The organism is Salinisphaera sp. PC39, assembly GCF_040361335.1.
GTDB lineage: Bacteria > Pseudomonadota > Gammaproteobacteria > Nevskiales > Salinisphaeraceae > APNM01.
Genome location: NZ_APNM01000001.1, coordinates 389,087 through 404,693 on the forward strand (window position 1 = coordinate 389,087; position 15,607 = coordinate 404,693).

Below are 15,607 nucleotides of genomic sequence, written 5' to 3' on the forward strand. Positions count from 1 at the left end.
CTCAAATCTCGAAATCGCGCCCGGTCTTCTTGGGCACCGCCACGTTCTTGAGGCGCACGTACTGGGGCAGGCCGCCGACGTACGGCGGGTAGTCCTCGCCCATGATCAGGGGCGCCAGGTGGCGGCGGCAGGCCTCGGTGATGTGGAAGCCGTCGTCGGTGATGAACTCGCGCGGCACCTTGCGTTCCACGTTGGCGATCTCGTCCAGCGGGGCCTCGCCCAGGGTCCACTCGTAGGGCTCGTCGCTGACCCGGTCGATGGTCACCATCACGCCGGATTTGCCCGCCGCGGCGTATTCCACCGCCGCGCGGCCGACGGCATAGGACTGCTCCAGGTCGGTGGCGGAGGCGATGTGCCGCGCCGCCCGCATCAGGTAGTCGGCGATGGCGTAGTGGTACTTGTGGCCGAGCTCGCTCTTGATGCGATCGGCCAGCAGCGGGGCGACGCCGCCGAGCTGGGAGTGGCCGAAGGCGTCGGTGGTGCCGGCCTCCGAAAGGAAGCGGCCGTCCTGGGTGCGCAGCCCCTCCGAGGCGACGATGGTGCAGTAGCCGAAGCGCTCGACGCAGTTGTCGACCTTGGCCAGGAACGCCGGTTCGTCGTAGGCAATCTCCGGGAACAGGACGATGTGGGGGTCGCCCCCCTCGCCCTCGGCGGCGAGGCCGCCGGCGGCCGCGGTCCAGCCGGCGTGCCGGCCCATGACCTCGAGGATGAAGACCTTGGTGGAGGTCTTGCTCATGCTCGCGAGATCGAACCCGGCCTCGCGGATGGATACCGCGGTGTACTTGGCGACGGAACCGAAACCGGGACAGCAATCGGTGTGCGGCAGGTCGTTGTCCATGGTCTTGGGGATGTGGATCGCCTGCACCGGATAACCCATCTCCGCGGACAGCCGGCTCACCTTGAGACAGGTATCGGCCGAGTCGCCGCCGCCGTTGTAGAAGAAATAGCCGATGTCATGCGCCTTGAAAACTTCGATCAGACGCTCGTACTGGGCGCGGTTCTCCTCCAGGCCCTTCAGCTTGTAGCGCGCCGAGCCGAAGGCGCCGGCGGGCGTGTGCCTGAGCGCGGCGATCGCGCCGGGGCTCTCCGCGCTGGTGTCGATGAGGTCCTCGGTGAGGGCGCCGATGATGCCGTCGCGACCGGCGTAGACCTTGCCGATGGTCTCGGGATGCTCGCGGGCGGCCTCGATCACGCCGGCGGCGCTGGCGTTGATGACCGCGGTGACCCCGCCGCTTTGCGCGTAAAAGGCATTCTTGGCTGCCATGCTCCGATAACTCCCCTGGACTGATGCGGATTACTCGCGAGGCGCCCTGTCGATCCGCTCGCATCGGGGCGATATCCCGCGGATCGGCAAGACGGGCCGGACCCGGTCCGGCCGGCGCGTGCCGCGCTCCCGAAGCGCGTTCAGGGGCCGGCAAACGCGTGAATGATACCGGCAATACGGGGCCGCGGAAAATTGACTTGCCCCGCACGCGCGGGTAGGGTTTCGGCTCTTTCCGGCGCCAGCCCCGTCCCGTCCCGACGCGGGCCGGCGCATCCCAACTGGCCTGTTTTACCGGCCTTATCGATTCCTTCGGGGGAGTTCGACATGAGGATCGTGCTGTTCGGTGCGCCCGGCACCGGCAAGGGAACGCAGAGCGAGAAGCTGGTCGCCGAGTTCGGTGTCCCGCAGATTTCCACCGGCGACCTGCTCCGCCAGGCGGTGGCCGACGGCACCGAGCTGGGCAAGCGCGCCAAGGCGGCCATGGACGCCGGCGAGCTGGTTTCCGACGACGTCGTGATCGGCATGATCCGGGAGCGCCTCAACGAGCCGGACACCGGCAACGGTTTCATCCTGGACGGTTTCCCGCGCAGCCTGACCCAGGCCGAGGCCCTGGACGAGCTGCTGGCGGACATGGGCCGTCCGATCCAGGCCGTGATCCATCTCGAGGTGGACAACGAAGAGATCGTTCAGCGCCTGCTCGATCGCGGCCGCGCCGACGACAACGAGGACACCATCCGCAACCGCCTCCAGGTGTTCCAGAACCAGACCCAGCCGCTGATCGAATACTACCGGCAACAGGGCAAGTTCACCGCGGTGGACGGCATGGGCACCGTCGACGAAATCTACGCCCGCATCAAGGACGCCCTGCCCGCGTAGAAAGCTTCCTGAAGCAGTTCATCCGCCGATGGACGCTGATGGACGCAGATAAAAAAAACGCCGGCTCGCGGATAAATCGTGAATCCACCGATTACACGGATTTCGCGGATTTGAAGAAGGGGTCACAACTGGGCCCGCCGGACTCTTTGCCGTCTGCTGGTTGCGGAGAACGATTCCTGAAGAGGTTGTCTGCAGATAAACGCAGATGGACGCAGATAAAAACACTTTCGTTCTGGTAAGTTATTGAATCCAAATATTTCACGGACTTTCCGGATTCAAGGTCGGCTTGCGATCAGTCTGCCGGCAGCGTCGATCACTCTGGATTTTTGACTGGCTGTATCTGCGTCAATCGGCGTTCATCTGCGGATTATTTCCTGCCTTGAATCCGCGTAATCCGTGGATTATAGATCAGTGCGCCTCGCCGCAAACGGCTCCGCCGGGCCTTGTCCGCCTGCCGGCTGCGGAGAACGATTCCCGAAGACATGCATCCGCGGATAAACGCAGATGGACGCCGATTGGAAACGGCAGCTTGCGGATAATTCGCGAATCCACCGATTACACGGATTGCACGGAGTTAAGTCAGGTCGCGATCAGTCTGTCGACAATCCCGACCGAACCGGTTTTTGTCTGCGTCCATCGGCGTACATCCGCGGATTGTTTCCTGCCCTGAAATCCGCGTCATCCGTGCAATCCGTGGATTCCTGAACGGGCGCCGGCGTCAGTCGGGTTCGATCCAGTCCACGCCCGTCTCCGCGCCGCGCAGCGCGGTCTTGCCTTCCAGCAGGTCCAGCAGCGCCTGACCGGCGGCCTCGCGCCGCCAGCCCTTGAGCAGCGGCAGGTCCCGTTCGCCCGCCACCAGCCGTTCCAGGTCCTTGCGGTTGGCGAGGGTGCCGGCGGCGATGCCGGTGGCCGCCGACCGTTCGCGCAGGCCCGCCATCGCCAGGTCCACCAGCGGCTGGCGTTCCGGCGGCAGCGGTGCCGGCGCCGGCTCCTCCACGCCCGGGGGCGCCGGGCCCTCGGCGGCGGCCGCGATCAGCTCGACCAGGGTCTTGCCGTGCTTGCGGCGGACGTTCTCCGGCAGGTTCCGGATCTTGCCCAGTTCGGTCTCGTCGCCCGGGCGCTTCTGGGCCAGCGTCAGCAGTACCTCGTCCTTGAGGATCCAGCCGCGTGGCCGGTCGCCGGTCATGGCGGCATGCTCGCGCCATTCCGCGAGCCGGGCCAGTGCCCGCCGCTGTCCCGGCCGCAGGCGCTGGCCGCCGCGTACCCGGCGCCAGGCGGCGGCCGGGTCGGGACGGTAACGGTTCGCGTCCAGCAGGGTCTCGAACTCGGGGTCCAGCCAGTCGCGCCGGCCGCGCCGCTCCAGTTCGGCCTCCATGTCCGGGAACAGCCGGGCGAGGTAGCGCACGTCGTCGGCGGCGTAGTCCAGTTCCTCGGTGGACAGCGGCCGTCGCGACCAGTCGCTGCGGGTATGGCTCTTGTCCAGGGTCACGCCCAGGCGATCGGCCACCAGGCGGGCGTAGCCGATCTGGTCGGGATAGCCCAGCAGGGTGGCGGCGATCTGGGTGTCGAACACCGGTCGCGGCAGCTCGCCGGCGGTCTGCAGCAGGACTTCCATGTCCTGGCCGGCGGCGTGGAAGACCTTGGTGACGGATGCGTCGGTCCACAGCTCGGTCAGGGGCGACAGGTCCGCGAGCGCCAGGGGGTCCACGCAGGCCAGTTCGGTGTCGGTGGCGAGTTGGACCAGACAGAGTTTGGGGTAGTAGGTCCGCTCGCGCATGAACTCGGTGTCCACCGCGACCCACGCCGACTTGCGCAGGCGCTGCACGAGATCGCGCAGGGCCTCGACGTCCGCGATCACGGCGACGGATTCCGACGTGTCCGGTATCATGCCCGCTCGTTCCGAAAGTGAATGGTCATGCTGTCCCAACTGTTGCGCGTCACCGTGGATTTGCTGCTGCTGCGCCGCGGTCCGCAGGACCTGCCCAGCGACTGGGGCCTGCTCGGCGGCGTGGGCATCCTCTATTGTAGCCTGACGTTCGTCCAGGTGCGGATGGTGGCCTCGGCGCTGCCCGCGATCGCCCAGACGGTGACGGCGGTGCTGCTGCTGGCGCTGTTCGTGCACTCGGTCCTGCGCTGGCGGGGCGTGCCGGAGCGCTTCGTGCAAACCCTGACCGGCCTGCTCGTCGTGGGCGCCGTGCTCACGCTGTTGATGCTCGGTCCCACGGCGGCGCTGGCGCCCTTCCTGGAAGCGCTGGCCGAAGCCGGTGATCCCGAGGCCGTACCGCAACCGCCGGGCATGGTGATCCTGGCCTATCTCGTGATCGGCATCTGGGGGCTGGTGGCCTACGGGCATATCTATCGTCACGCCCTGGGCGTGAACCTGTGGCTGGGCGTGGCGACCGCCGTCGGTTTCGAGATCGTGTTGTTCCTGGCCTTCTCGCTGCTCGGCGTCGCCGGCTGATGCATCTGCATATCCTCGGCGTCGGCGGCACCTTCATGGCGGGTGTCGCCCTGCTGGCGCGCGCCGCAGGGCACCGCGTGACCGGGTCCGATCAGGGCCTGTATCCGCCCATGAGCACCCAGCTCGACGAGGCCGGTATCGAGGTCCTGGAGGGATACCGTCCCGAGCATCTCGATCCGGCGCCGGACGTGGTCGTGATCGGCAACGCCCTGTCGCGCGGCAATCCCGCGGTGGAGCATGTGCTCGATGCCGGCCTGCCGTACATCTCGGGGCCGCAATGGCTGGCGGAGAACGTGCTCGCCGGGCGCTGGGTGCTCGCGGTGGCCGGTACCCACGGCAAGACCACGACCGCCAGCATGCTCGCCTGGTTGCTGGAGGATGCCGGCCTGAGCCCCGGGTTCCTGATCGGCGGTATCCCGGGCGGCTTCGGGCTCTCGGCCCGTCTGGGCGAATCCGATTTCTTCGTGGTCGAGGCGGACGAGTACGACACCGCCTTCTTCGACAAGCGCTCCAAGTTCGTCCACTACCGGCCGCGGACCCTTGTGCTGAACAATCTCGAGTTCGATCACGCGGATATCTTCGACAATCTGGAGGCGATAAAGCGCCAATTCCATCATCTGGTGCGGACGGTGCCCGGACAGGGACGGATTATCGTCAACGGCGCCGACGCCGCCCTGTCGGACGTGCTGGCGCGCGGCTGCTGGAGCGAGGTCGAGCGATTCGACACCGCTGACGGCTGGACGGCCGAGCCGGGGGCGTCGGGTTTCACCGTCGCGTACGCGGGGCAGGGGCTCGGACACGCCGAGTGCCCGCTGCCGGGCCGGCACAACCGCAGCAACGCCCTCGCCGCGATCGCGGCCGCGCGCCATGTGGGCGTCGCGCCGGAACGCGCGATCGCGTCGTTGGCGGGTTTCCCCGGCGTCAAGCGTCGCATGGAGCTGCGCGGCGAGGCCGGCGGCGTCGCGGTCTATGACGATTTCGCCCACCATCCCACCGCCATCGAGACCACCCTGGCCGGTGCCGTGGGGGCGGGACGGTTGATCGCGGTACTGGACCTGCGTTCCAACACCATGCGCATGGGTGTGCATCGCGACCGGCTGGCGGCGAGCCTGGCCGACGCCGATTTCAGCGTGGTGCACCGGGCGCCGGATATCGCCTGGGACGTGGCCGGCGCGCTGGCGCCGCTGGGCGATCGTGCGCGTGTGGTGGCCGATGTCGATGCCGCGGCCGAGGCCGCGGTCGCGGCGGCCCGGCCCGGCGACCGGATACTGGTCATGAGCAACGGCGGCTTCGGCGGTATCCACGACAAGCTCCTGGCGATGCTGGCGCGCCGCGCATAAAAAAGACGGCCAGGGAAACCGTGGCCGTCCAATAAGCGGAGGATGGGGGAGGGAGTTGTGTGCCGGGTCTCGGTCCGGCGGGGACTCGCTCGGGGGTCGGACGCTTGCCTGAAACCGCTCAGAAACGGAATTCGAGATTCGCCGAGGCCAGGTCGACGTCGGTGTCGTCCAGCTCGAAGCGCTCGTACTCCAGGCGCAGCCCGAAGGCGCCGCCGAGTCCGATGCGGGTGCCGACCCCGTAGAACGGATCCTCACCGTCGTCGCTGCCGGAAACCAGCGGCCCGCTGACGTCGAGGTCCCAGGCGAGCATGCCGCCCTTGCCGTACACCGAGAACGCCTCGTTCACGGGGACCTGCGCCAGGACCGCGGCGGTGAAACCGTCGGCGTCCGCTTCGTAGCCGCCGTCCTCGGCCTCGGCGAAATCGGTGTACCCGATCTCCAGACCGACGTAGCGGTTGAGCATCGCGCCGATGAACCCGCGGTAGGCCTCGCGCTCGTCCTTGAAATCGTCGTCGTCGTCCGGGAACTCCTCATCCTCGACGCGGTAGTAACCGATGCCGCCGCCCAGGTACCCGTGCGGCTCCAGCCCGGAGGTCTGGGCCACGGCCGGCGCCGATACGCCCAGGGCGGGGGCGAGCGCGAGCAATGCCAGATAGCCGGGAATCCGTATCTGCATGTGTTGCTCCTTCTTGCTTGTCGGCGGATGAAAGGTTTCGCACTGGTCGGGCCGGGACACGCCGAGGCACGAGGGGGGACCGGGAAATGCCGGCCCGACCAGGCGAAAACTCGTCGAACTCTGTCGGAGCGGAAGGTTTCGCACTGGCCGGGCCGGGACACGCCGAGGCACGAGGGGGGACCGGGAGATGCCGGCCCGGCCAGGCGAAAACTCGTCGAACTCCTTGCTTGACTCGCGTCGTACTCCGATCGCTTCGTCCGTTTGCCATGCACAGGGAGCAACCCCCGTGCCAAGAATAATTAGTGCTTTATTTACAGTGAGTTATATTTTTATTGGGGCGGTGTCGTCGGCCGTGATCGGTGATCGGGGCCACAGCGGCCGGCAAAGCGTCGTCGGAACCCGACAGCAAGGCCCGTCAGCGGCCGCGGTGCCGGGGTCGGTCGGCACGAGGGCCGGCCCATCGGGACCGGCCGGGGGGACGGCCGGTCCGCCGGGAATGCGATGGGACGCGGTTCCGGCGGCTAGGGGATATCCGGCCGTGAGGCACGAGCCGGTTGCGGTGGTGACTGTCGCCCGGCGGCGACACTATTCACGTGTCGAATTTCAACTTATTGATATGAAAAGGTAAAAGCTGTCGCCGATAGGCGACAGTCAGTCGGATTTGAAAGCCGAGGGCTGGATCGAGTGCCGGTCCAGGAGCTTGTAGAACTCGGTGCGGTTGCGCCGGGCAAGCCGGGCGCTGCGGCTGACGTTGCCTTCCGTGATCGTGAGCAGTTGCACGAGGTAGTCGCGCGTGAAGGCGTCCTGCGCTTCCTTGAGCGGGGGTAGCCCCCGCAGTTCCGCGTCCCCGCCGGCCTGGGGGCCGAGTGCCTTGCGTACCTGCTCGGCGGGGATCACCCGGGCGCGGCTCAGAGCGACGTTCTGCTCCACCACATTGGCGAGCTGGCGGATATTGCCCGGCCACTCGGCGCCGGCCAGCAGGGCCATCGCGTCCGGGGCATAGACCTTCACCGGCTGATCGTTGCGTGCGGCGATCTGGCGCAGGAAATGGTTGGCCAACAGCGGAATGTCCTCGCGCCGCTCGGTCAGCGGCGGCAGGGTGAGCGATACCACGTTCAGGCGGTAATAGAGGTCTTCCCGGAATTCGCCGGCCTCGATCGAACGGCCGAGATCGCGGTGCGTGGCCGAGATCACCCGGACATCGACGGCCACGGATTCCCGGCCCCCCACCGGACGCACCTCGCGTTCCTGCAGCACCCGCAGCAGCTTGATCTGCAGCGGCAGCGGCATGTCGCCGATCTCGTCCAGGAACAGGGTGCCCCCGTCGGCGGCGCGGAAGAGGCCGGGCTGCGAGGTCTTGGCGTCCGTGAAGGCCCCCTTGACGTGCCCGAACAACTCACTCTCCAGCAGCGCTTCCGGCAGCGCACCGCAATTGATCGCCACGAAGGGACCGTCCGCGCGCGGGCTGGCCTCGTGCAGGCTGCGGGCCAGGACTTCCTTGCCCGTGCCGGATTCACCGTTGATCAGGACCGCGGCGTCGGCCGCGGCCACCAGGCGTGCCTCCTCCAGCAGGGCGTGCATGCGCGGCGATCGGGTGACGATGCGCGGCGCCCAGTCGTCGCCGCCGTCCGCCGCTCGCCCGCCGTCGCCCAGGGCCTTGTCGAGCAGACGCAGTAGCGCCTCCTTGTCGACCGGCTTGGTCAGGAAGTCCAGGGCCCCGCTCTGGGTCGCGCTGACCGCGTCCGGGATGGTGCCGTGGGCGGTGAGTACGATCACGGGCAGCGTGGGCCGTCGCGCGACCAGTTCGGACAGCAGTTGCAGTCCGTCCATGCCCTCCATGCGCAGGTCGGTGATCACGACGTCGGCGGGGAAGCGCGCGAGCTCGGTCAGGGCGGCGTGACCCGAGTCGGCGCAGGCGACCGTGTACCCCTCGGATTCCAGCCGCAGCGACAGCAGGCGCTGCAGGCTGGGATCGTCGTCGACCAACAGGATATGGCCTTTCCTTGCCATCGGGACCGTCCCCCTCGTCTCTATGCGTCCGGCTATTCCTCGGACTCTTTCTCACCCAGGCTGCGTTCGATATCCGTGATCGCGCGCAGCTTGCGACGCGCCTCCTGCAACGAGGCCTCCAGCTCGGCCCGTTCCTGGCGCAGCCGCGCCATGTCGCCCTCGCGCTCGGCGAGATAGGCCAGCTCGGCTGCGCGCAGGTTCAGGAAGCGCCGTTCGGTTTCGTTCCATCTTACCCCGTCGGCGGCCAGGGCATGCCGGATGTCGGAGACCGCGGCCGTCGGGGCGTATCCCTCGTGTCCCCACTGGCCCCGGGCGAGTCCCAGGCGGGCGCGGTCGCGGGGATCGCCGGTTCGTTCCCAGCGCTGCCTGGCCTCGGCCACGGCCTGCCGGCGTTCCTCGGGTTCCAGGTCGATCAGTCGGGCGGCATAGTCGATGACCTCCGCGTCGCCCCCGTTCAGTTGCATCTGCTGCAGGGACGCGCAGCCGGCGAGTGCGGCCGTCGCGGCGACCGCGCATGCCAAGCTGCGGATGGATGCCGATAGCCCGTTTCTCATGGGCGGCTCCGACGGGGAATCGTGATCCGGAAGCAGGCCCCCCGCCCCCGGCCTTCCGTCACCGTGACGTCGCCATTGTGCGCGCGCACCGCCTCGCGTACCACCGACAGGCCGATACCCGTGCCGTTCACGTGCGTTCTCTCCGGTTGCCTCGATTGATAGAAGGGGTTGAATACACGTTCCCATTCTTCCCGCGGTATGCCGGGGCCGTCGTCGGCGAATTCGATCACCCATTCCCGCCGGGTGCGGGAGGCGTCGATGTGGATGCCGCCGCCCGGCGGCGAGAACTTCAGCGCGTTGGTCAGCAGGTTGTCCAGTATAAGCCGGAACTGGTCGCGGTCCGCATCGAGCACCAGGCCCTTGTCCGGCACCTCGATCTGCAGCCCCTTCTGCTCGATGGCGAGCTGGTGGCGTGCCAGGACTTCGTCGACCAGTTCGCCGAGGTCGAAGCGCGAGCGTGTCACCTGGCCGCGCTGCTGGCGCCAGGCCGCGAAGTTGAGCAGGTTCTCGATCAGGGACTGCAGTTCCAGGCTGCTGCGCCGGATGATGTCGGTCACCTCGGCCTGTTTTCCGGTCAGTGCGCCCAGGCTGTGGTCGCGCAGGAGTTCCGCGCCTTCCCGGACGCTGGCCAACGGTGTCTTCAGCTCGTGCGACATCTGTCGCAGGAACTGGTTCTTCTCGCTCTCCTGGGCCGCCAGCTTCTGGCGCATCCAGTCGAGCTGGTCGCTGAGCGCGTCCAACTCGCGCGAGGGCGCGCTGATCTCCACGGCCTGCGAGAAATCGCCCTCGCCCAGGCGGCGGACGGCATTGCGGATCTGGCGGATCGGCCGCGAGATCACCACCGTGAGCAACACCACGATCAAGGCCGCGCCGGGCAGGACGGCGAACACCAGCAGCACCATGAAGCCGCGCGCCTCGGCCGCGGTCTGCTGCAGGCGGGCGACTTCGTTGTCGATGAAGCGGTTGCCCTGGTCGGTGATCGCCTCGGTGCGCTCGCGCAACCGGTCGAAGATGTCGGGCCTGGCGTCCAGCAGGGCCTGCGAGCGTTCTGGCGACGCCGCGACGGCCGCCGCGATCGAGTCGGCCAGCTCGCGCAGTTCGTCCAGGTTCCAGGCGGCCACCGTGTCCAGGTTGAGCGCGGCGAGGGTGTCCACGGACTCCTGGAAATTGCGATGGCGCTCGGCCACGGTCTCCGCCAGCTCGGCTTCGCCGAGCACCGCGTATTGCCGCACGTTGCGCTCCATCGCGATCACGATGCCGGTCAGGCGGTTGCTCACCCGCGTGACCTGCACGCCCCGATCCACCAGGCGCTCGCTCTGGTCGCTGAGCCGGTCCACGTAGACCACCGCGAAGGCGACCGCCAGCGCCAGCGGCAGGGCCACCAGCGCAAAGCCGGCCAGCAACAGGCCGGGGACCGAGCGTGGGCGTAGATTGGGGTGCGCCATGGCGGCCAGGATACCCAAACCTCGGTCCTTGACCAGCATGGGATGCGTTAAGCTGTCGCGGCGCCGCGCCGCCGCCAAGCTACCCACAGAAGGACGCCGACGAACGTCGACTAGAGGCCGTTATCCATGACCCAAGCTACCGCCCTTGCCGAACCGAGCAGCCTGGAAACCTGGTGCGCGCAGGCCCTGGACGCCGCCCGCGGGGCGGGCGCGGATGCCGCGGAGGTGGCGGTATCGGTGTCGCGCGGATTGTCCGTGCGCGTGCGGGGCGGCGAGATCGACACGGTCGAGTTCCAGGGCGACCGGGGCCTGTCGGTCACCGCGTTCCGCGGCCGGCGCTCCGCCAGCGTCACCACCACCGACCTGACGGCCACGGCCATCGCCGATGCCGCCGGGCGCGCGGCGGCCCTGGCGCGCCACACCGGCGAGGATCCATGGGCGGGCCTGGCCGACCCCGGACTCATGGCCGCGGAACTGCCGGAGCTGGATCTGCACCACCCCTGGCATCCGGAGGTGCGCGAGGCCGAGGCGCTGGCCCGGGAGATGGAAGAGGCGGCGTTCGCGGCCGATCCGCGCGTGACCCAGGTGGAACCGGCGTCGGTGAACACCGGGGAGAGCATCACCGCCTACGCCAACAGTCACGGCTTTTTCGGCTATCACCGCACCAGCGACCACGGTCTGGCCTGCGCGGCCGTGAGCCGGGACGCGGACGGGGCCATGCAGCGCGATCATCACTACAGCCGCGCCTGCCATGCCGCGGGCCTGGCGCCGGCGGCCGAGGTCGGCCGGCTGGCCGGCCGGCGTGCGGCGGCGCGCCTGGGCGCGACCACGCCCGCCACCGCCCGGGTGCCGGTGCTGTTCCCGGCGGAGCTCGCGCGCGGGCTGTTGCGTCACTTCGTCGGCGCGATCAGCGGCGGCGCGCTGTACCGGGACGCCTCTTTCCTCAAGGACCGGGTCGGCGAGGCCGTGTTCGCCGAAGCCGTCGACATCGTCCAGCGGCCCCACCTGCGGCGCGCGCTGGGCAGCGCCGCCTTCGATGCCGACGGCGTCGCCACCCGCGAGCGCGAACTGGTCGCCGGCGGCGTGCTCCAGGGCTATCTCCTGGGCAGCTACGCGGCCAGGCGTCTCGGCCTGGAGACCACCGGCAACGCCGGCGGGGTGTTCAACCTCGAGATCGTGCCGGGCGATGAAGACGCCGCGGCGCTGCGGCGCCGCGCCGGCACCGGATTGCTGGTCACGGAGCTGATGGGGCAGGGCGTGAGCCTGATCACCGGCGACTACTCGCGCGGCGCCGCCGGCTTCTGGATCGAGGACGGCGAGATCGCCCGTCCCGTGCAGAACGCCACTATCGCCGGCAATCTGGCGGATATTTTCCGCGATATCGTGGCGATCGGCAACGATCTCGACGTGCGCGGCAGCCTCCGCGCGCCCTCGCTCCTGATCGGCGAGATGACCGTCGGCGGGCAGTAGGAATCCACGGATGACACGGATGGCACGGATTTCAAGAGGGAAAGCAATCCGCAGATAAACGCCGATGCACGCAGATTTTCAAGAAATTTTTTATCTGCTTCTATCCGCGTAATCCGTGCAATCTGTGGATCAGTTTTTATCGGCGTCCATCTGCGTCATCTGCGGATCACTTCCTGTCTTCGAATCCGTGCCATCCGTGTCATCCGTGGATCAAAAACGCTTTGTTCTCAAAGCAGGAACAGCGTCCCCAGACCCAGGAACAGGCCGAAGCCGACGACGTCGGTGATGGTGGTGAGGACCACGGTGCCGGCCAGGGCCGGATCGATGCCGAACTTGCGCATCGCCAGGGGCAGGGTGACGCCGGCCAGGGCGGCACCGATCTGGTTGAGGATCAGGGCACTGCCGATCACGATGCCGAGCACCGGGTTGCCGAACCACATCAGCGCGATCACGCCCACCACCACGGCCCAGACCAGGCCGTTGATCACCGCGACCGCCAGTTCCTTGATCAGCAGGGCGCGGGCGTTGGAGAACGCGATCTGGCCCATCGCCAGGCCGCGGATCATGATGGTCAGGGTCTGGCTGCCGCCGATGCCGCCCATCGAGGCGACGATGGGCATCAGCACCGCCAGGGCCACGACCTCCTCCAGGGTGGCCTCGAACAGGCCGACCACCCGCGCGGCCAGGAAGGAGGTGGCCAGGTTGATCCCCAGCCATACCGCGCGGCGCCGGGCGCTGCGGGCGATCGGGGCGAACACGTCCTCCTCCTCGTCCAGGCCGGCCATGCTCATGATGCTGTGCTCGGCCTCGTCGCGGATCACGTCCACCACGTCGTCGATGGTGATCCGGCCGAGCAGCATGCCCTCGTCGTCGGCCACCGGGGCGGAGGTCAGGTCCAGGTCCTGGAAGCGCTTGGCCACCTGGCTCGACGACAGGTCGACGGGCAGGGCCTCGACCGAGGTGTCCATGACCTCGGAGACGTCGTGCTCGGCGTCCAGGGTGACCAGCTTGGCCAGCGACAGCATGCCCAGGTAGCGGCCGTAGCGGCTGACCACGAACAGGGTATCGGTGGCGTCCGGGAGCTGGCCGCGCTGGCGCAGGTAGCGTGCCACCACGTCCAGCGACACGTCCGGGCGCACCGTCACGGTGTCCGGGTTCATGAGGCCGCCGGCGGAATCCGCCGGGTACGACATCACCGCCTGCAGGCGCTCGCGGTTCTGCCGGTCCATCGACCGCAGGACCTGCTGCGTGACCTCTTCCGGCAGGTCCTCGATCAGGTCGGCGAGGTCGTCCATCTCCAGGCCTTCGGTGGCCTTGAGCAGGACGCTGTCGTCCAGGCCCTCGATCAGCTCGGCCCGGACCTCGTCGTTGACGTGCAGCAGGACCTCGCCGTGGTCGTCCTCCGGCACCAGGCCCCAGACCAGCTCGCGCTTGGCGCGCGGGACACCCTCGAGGAGCAGCGCGGTCTCCGCCGGGTGCAGCGCGTGCAGCATGGGCTTGAGCCGCCGCATGCGCCCCGATTCCAGCACATCGTGGAGGTACTGGAGCCGGGATTCGCTGTAGTCCTCGTTTTGTGCGGGTTCGCTCATGGCCGGGGATCGGCTCGCGGGAAAAGGTTGCCGTGAAGGTACCGGTAAAGCGCCCCAGCGTCCATGGACGCTGGGATGTCCGCCGTCACGCGGCCGCGGGCTCGTCCAGCGCGTCCAGCAACTCGCGGTATTCCAGGGCGTCGGTGGCGCCCAGGACGGCCTCGACGTGGCGCTGCAAGGCCGAGACGTCGGACTGCATGACCAGGCGCTTGACCTCGAGGATGTTGGCCGGATGCATGGAGAACTCGGTCAGTCCCAGACCCAGCAGCAAGCGGGTGTAGCGCCGGTCGGAGGCCATCTCGCCGCACATCGAGACCGGGATGCCGGCATCGGCGCCGGCGTCGATGGTGAACTTGATCAGGCGCAGCACCGCCGGATGCAGCGGGTCGTAGAGATAGTTGATCTCGTCGTCCACCCGGTCCATGGCCAGGGTGTACTGGATCAGGTCGTTGGTGCCCAGGGAGAAGAAGTCGGCGTGGCGTGCCAACAGGGGCGCGGCGAGGGCCGCGGCCGGCACCTCGATCATTGCGCCCACCGGCAGGGCCGGGTTGAACGCCAGGCCCTGGCTCCGCAGCTCGGTCATCAGTTCGTTGATCAGGTGGCGGGTCTGCCGCAGTTCCTGGATGTTGGAGATCATCGGCAGCATGATCCGGACGTCGCCCTCGGCCGAGGCGCGCAGCAGGGCCCGGAGCTGGACCCGGAACATGTCCGTCTCCTTGAGACAGAGCCGGATCGCGCGCAGGCCCAGCGCCGGGTTCGAGGAGGCCGAGTGGTCGCGGCCGTGGCCCAGGGTCTTGTCCGCGCCGATGTCGAGGGTGCGGATGGTCACGGGGCCGTCGACCGAGCGCAGCACCCGGCGGTAGGCGGCGAGTTGCTCCTCCTCGCCGGGCATCTCCTCGCGATTCATGTACAGGAACTCGGTCCGGTACAGGCCGATGCCCTCGGCGCCGACCTCGGCGGCGTCCTTGCTGTCGTCGGGCAGCTCGACGTTGGCGAGCAGCCGGACCTTGCGGCCGTCGGCCGAGATCGCGGGCTCGGTCTTGAGCTTGCCGAGCATCCGCCGGTAGCGCTGGTCGCGCTTCTGGCGGTGGCGGTAGAACGACAGCGCGTCCTCGGCCGGGTCGGCGAGGATGTGGCCGGCCTCGCCGTCGACCACCAGGGTCTCGTCGTCGACCAGCATCCGGCGCGCGTCATGCACGCCCACGATGGCGGGAATCCGCAGCGAGCGCGCCAGGATCGCCGAGTGCGACAGGGGCCCGCCGTGCTCGGTGACGAAGGCGGCCACGCCCTGCTGGTGCAGGATGATGATATCGGCCGGCGTCAGGTCGTCGGCCACGATCACCGGCGGATGCCGGGAGCGGTCGGCGCGGGCGTCGATGCGCCGCTCCTGTTTCAGGAGCACCCGCTGGATGCGGGCGGTGACGTGCTCGACGTCGTCGCGCCGGGTCTTGAGGTAGGCGTCGTCCATCTGGTCGAACACGTCGGTCAGATGGTCCTGCTGCAGCTTGAGCGCCCATTCGGCGTTGCAGCGGTGCTCGCGGATCAGGTTGGCGACGGTGTCCGACAGGGCCGTGTCCTGCATCATCAGCAGGTGGGTGTCGATGAAGGCGCTGATCTCCGCGGGCGCCGAGGCCGGGATCTGCGAGCGGATCTGCTCGAGCTGGCTCCGGGCCTCGGCCAGGGCGGCCTCGAAGCGCTCGACCTCGGCGTCCAGCTCTTCCGGCTCGATCGCGTACTCGGGGATATCCAGGTCGGCGCCGTGCACGCGGTGCACGCGCCCGATGGCGATGCCCCGCGAGACCCCGATGCCGGCCAGCCAGAGACTCATGACGTCGCCGTCGGACGGAAAACGTGAGACGGAAAACGCCGCCGCGTGCCGTGCGGCAGCGGCGTGACACGAGAACAGTGAAACAGGGTATGCC

At 68.4% G+C, this 15,607-nt stretch carries 12 protein-coding genes; 4 read left to right on the forward strand and 8 right to left on the reverse strand.

Features of this window, described 5'->3' with window-relative positions:
• Position 1: 1 nt before the first annotated feature.
• Complete coding sequence (locus tag PC39_RS01825) at positions 2–1,264, reverse strand: 6-phosphofructokinase (RefSeq protein WP_353251651.1); 1,263 nt, start codon at positions 1,262–1,264, stop codon at positions 2–4.
• A 324-nt stretch (positions 1,265–1,588) separates the two neighbouring features.
• Here PC39_RS01825 and PC39_RS01830 point away from each other — a divergent pair, with 324 nt between their 5' ends.
• Positions 1,589–2,140, forward strand: a complete 552-nt coding sequence (locus tag PC39_RS01830; RefSeq protein ID WP_353251652.1) for an adenylate kinase — start codon at positions 1,589–1,591, stop codon at positions 2,138–2,140.
• A 718-nt stretch (positions 2,141–2,858) separates the two neighbouring features.
• Here PC39_RS01830 and rnd read toward each other — a convergent pair.
• Entirely contained in the window at positions 2,859–4,028 is a 1,170-nt protein-coding gene (rnd, locus tag PC39_RS01835) for a ribonuclease D (RefSeq protein ID WP_353251653.1), read from the reverse strand.
• Between the two features lie 27 nt (positions 4,029–4,055).
• Here rnd and PC39_RS01840 point away from each other — a divergent pair, with 27 nt between their 5' ends.
• Positions 4,056–4,601 carry a hypothetical protein gene (locus PC39_RS01840; protein WP_353251654.1) on the forward strand — a complete coding sequence of 182 codons (546 nt, stop codon included), beginning with the start codon at positions 4,056–4,058 and terminating at the stop codon, positions 4,599–4,601.
• Positions 4,601–5,941 (forward strand): UDP-N-acetylmuramate:L-alanyl-gamma-D-glutamyl-meso-diaminopimelate ligase, encoded by a 1,341-nt coding sequence (mpl, locus tag PC39_RS01845; protein WP_353251655.1) that lies wholly within the window; start codon positions 4,601–4,603, stop codon positions 5,939–5,941. The genes PC39_RS01840 and mpl overlap by 1 nt, the downstream gene beginning before the upstream one ends.
• Before the next feature lie 118 nt (positions 5,942–6,059).
• Here the strand turns inward: mpl and PC39_RS01850 are convergent, their stop codons facing one another.
• From PC39_RS01850 to PC39_RS01865, 4 genes are all read right to left on the reverse strand, one after another.
• A complete protein-coding gene (locus PC39_RS01850) occupies positions 6,060–6,617 on the reverse strand; it encodes an outer membrane beta-barrel protein (protein WP_353251656.1) in 558 nt (185 codons plus the stop codon).
• Between the two features lie 651 nt (positions 6,618–7,268).
• Complete coding sequence (locus PC39_RS01855; RefSeq protein ID WP_353251657.1) at positions 7,269–8,627, reverse strand: sigma 54-interacting transcriptional regulator; 1,359 nt, start codon at positions 8,625–8,627, stop codon at positions 7,269–7,271.
• A gap of 32 nt (positions 8,628–8,659) precedes the next feature.
• Positions 8,660–9,181 carry a hypothetical protein gene (locus PC39_RS01860; RefSeq protein ID WP_353251658.1) on the reverse strand — a complete coding sequence of 174 codons (522 nt, stop codon included), beginning with the start codon at positions 9,179–9,181 and terminating at the stop codon, positions 8,660–8,662.
• A complete protein-coding gene (locus tag PC39_RS01865; protein WP_353251659.1) occupies positions 9,178–10,713 on the reverse strand; it encodes a sensor histidine kinase in 1,536 nt (511 codons plus the stop codon). Before PC39_RS01865 ends, PC39_RS01860 begins: the two co-directional genes overlap by 4 nt.
• Positions 10,714–10,752: 39 nt before the next feature.
• Here PC39_RS01865 and PC39_RS01870 point away from each other — a divergent pair, with 39 nt between their 5' ends.
• Positions 10,753–12,096, forward strand: a complete 1,344-nt coding sequence (locus tag PC39_RS01870) for a metallopeptidase TldD-related protein (protein WP_353251660.1) — start codon at positions 10,753–10,755, stop codon at positions 12,094–12,096.
• 227 nt (positions 12,097–12,323) lie between these two features.
• On the opposite strand, the gene mgtE is transcribed toward PC39_RS01870, so the two are convergent.
• Positions 12,324–13,685 (reverse strand): magnesium transporter, encoded by a 1,362-nt coding sequence (mgtE, locus tag PC39_RS01875; RefSeq protein WP_353251661.1) that lies wholly within the window; start codon positions 13,683–13,685, stop codon positions 12,324–12,326.
• Between the two features lie 85 nt (positions 13,686–13,770).
• Positions 13,771–15,513 carry a phosphoenolpyruvate--protein phosphotransferase gene (gene ptsP / locus PC39_RS01880; protein WP_353251662.1) on the reverse strand — a complete coding sequence of 581 codons (1,743 nt, stop codon included), beginning with the start codon at positions 15,511–15,513 and terminating at the stop codon, positions 13,771–13,773.
• Positions 15,514–15,607: the final 94 nt, after the last annotated feature.

Excerpts from the sequence above, each read along its gene's own strand:
- PC39_RS01825 (WP_353251651.1), bottom strand. The coding sequence starts at position 1,264 with ATGGCAGCCAAGAATGCCTTTTACGCGCAAAGCGGCGGGGTCACCGCG.
- PC39_RS01830 (WP_353251652.1), top strand. The coding sequence starts at position 1,589 with ATGAGGATCGTGCTGTTCGGTGCGCCCGGCACCGGCAAGGGAACGCAG.
- rnd (WP_353251653.1), bottom strand. The coding sequence starts at position 4,028 with ATGATACCGGACACGTCGGAATCCGTCGCCGTGATCGCGGACGTCGAG.
- PC39_RS01840 (WP_353251654.1), top strand. The coding sequence starts at position 4,056 with ATGCTGTCCCAACTGTTGCGCGTCACCGTGGATTTGCTGCTGCTGCGC.
- mpl (WP_353251655.1), top strand. The coding sequence starts at position 4,601 with ATGCATCTGCATATCCTCGGCGTCGGCGGCACCTTCATGGCGGGTGTC.
- PC39_RS01850 (WP_353251656.1), bottom strand. The coding sequence starts at position 6,617 with ATGCAGATACGGATTCCCGGCTATCTGGCATTGCTCGCGCTCGCCCCC.
- PC39_RS01855 (WP_353251657.1), bottom strand. The coding sequence starts at position 8,627 with ATGGCAAGGAAAGGCCATATCCTGTTGGTCGACGACGATCCCAGCCTG.
- PC39_RS01860 (WP_353251658.1), bottom strand. The coding sequence starts at position 9,181 with ATGAGAAACGGGCTATCGGCATCCATCCGCAGCTTGGCATGCGCGGTC.
- PC39_RS01870 (WP_353251660.1), top strand. The coding sequence starts at position 10,753 with ATGACCCAAGCTACCGCCCTTGCCGAACCGAGCAGCCTGGAAACCTGG.
- mgtE (WP_353251661.1), bottom strand. The coding sequence starts at position 13,685 with ATGAGCGAACCCGCACAAAACGAGGACTACAGCGAATCCCGGCTCCAG.
- ptsP (WP_353251662.1), bottom strand. The coding sequence starts at position 15,513 with ATGAGTCTCTGGCTGGCCGGCATCGGGGTCTCGCGGGGCATCGCCATC.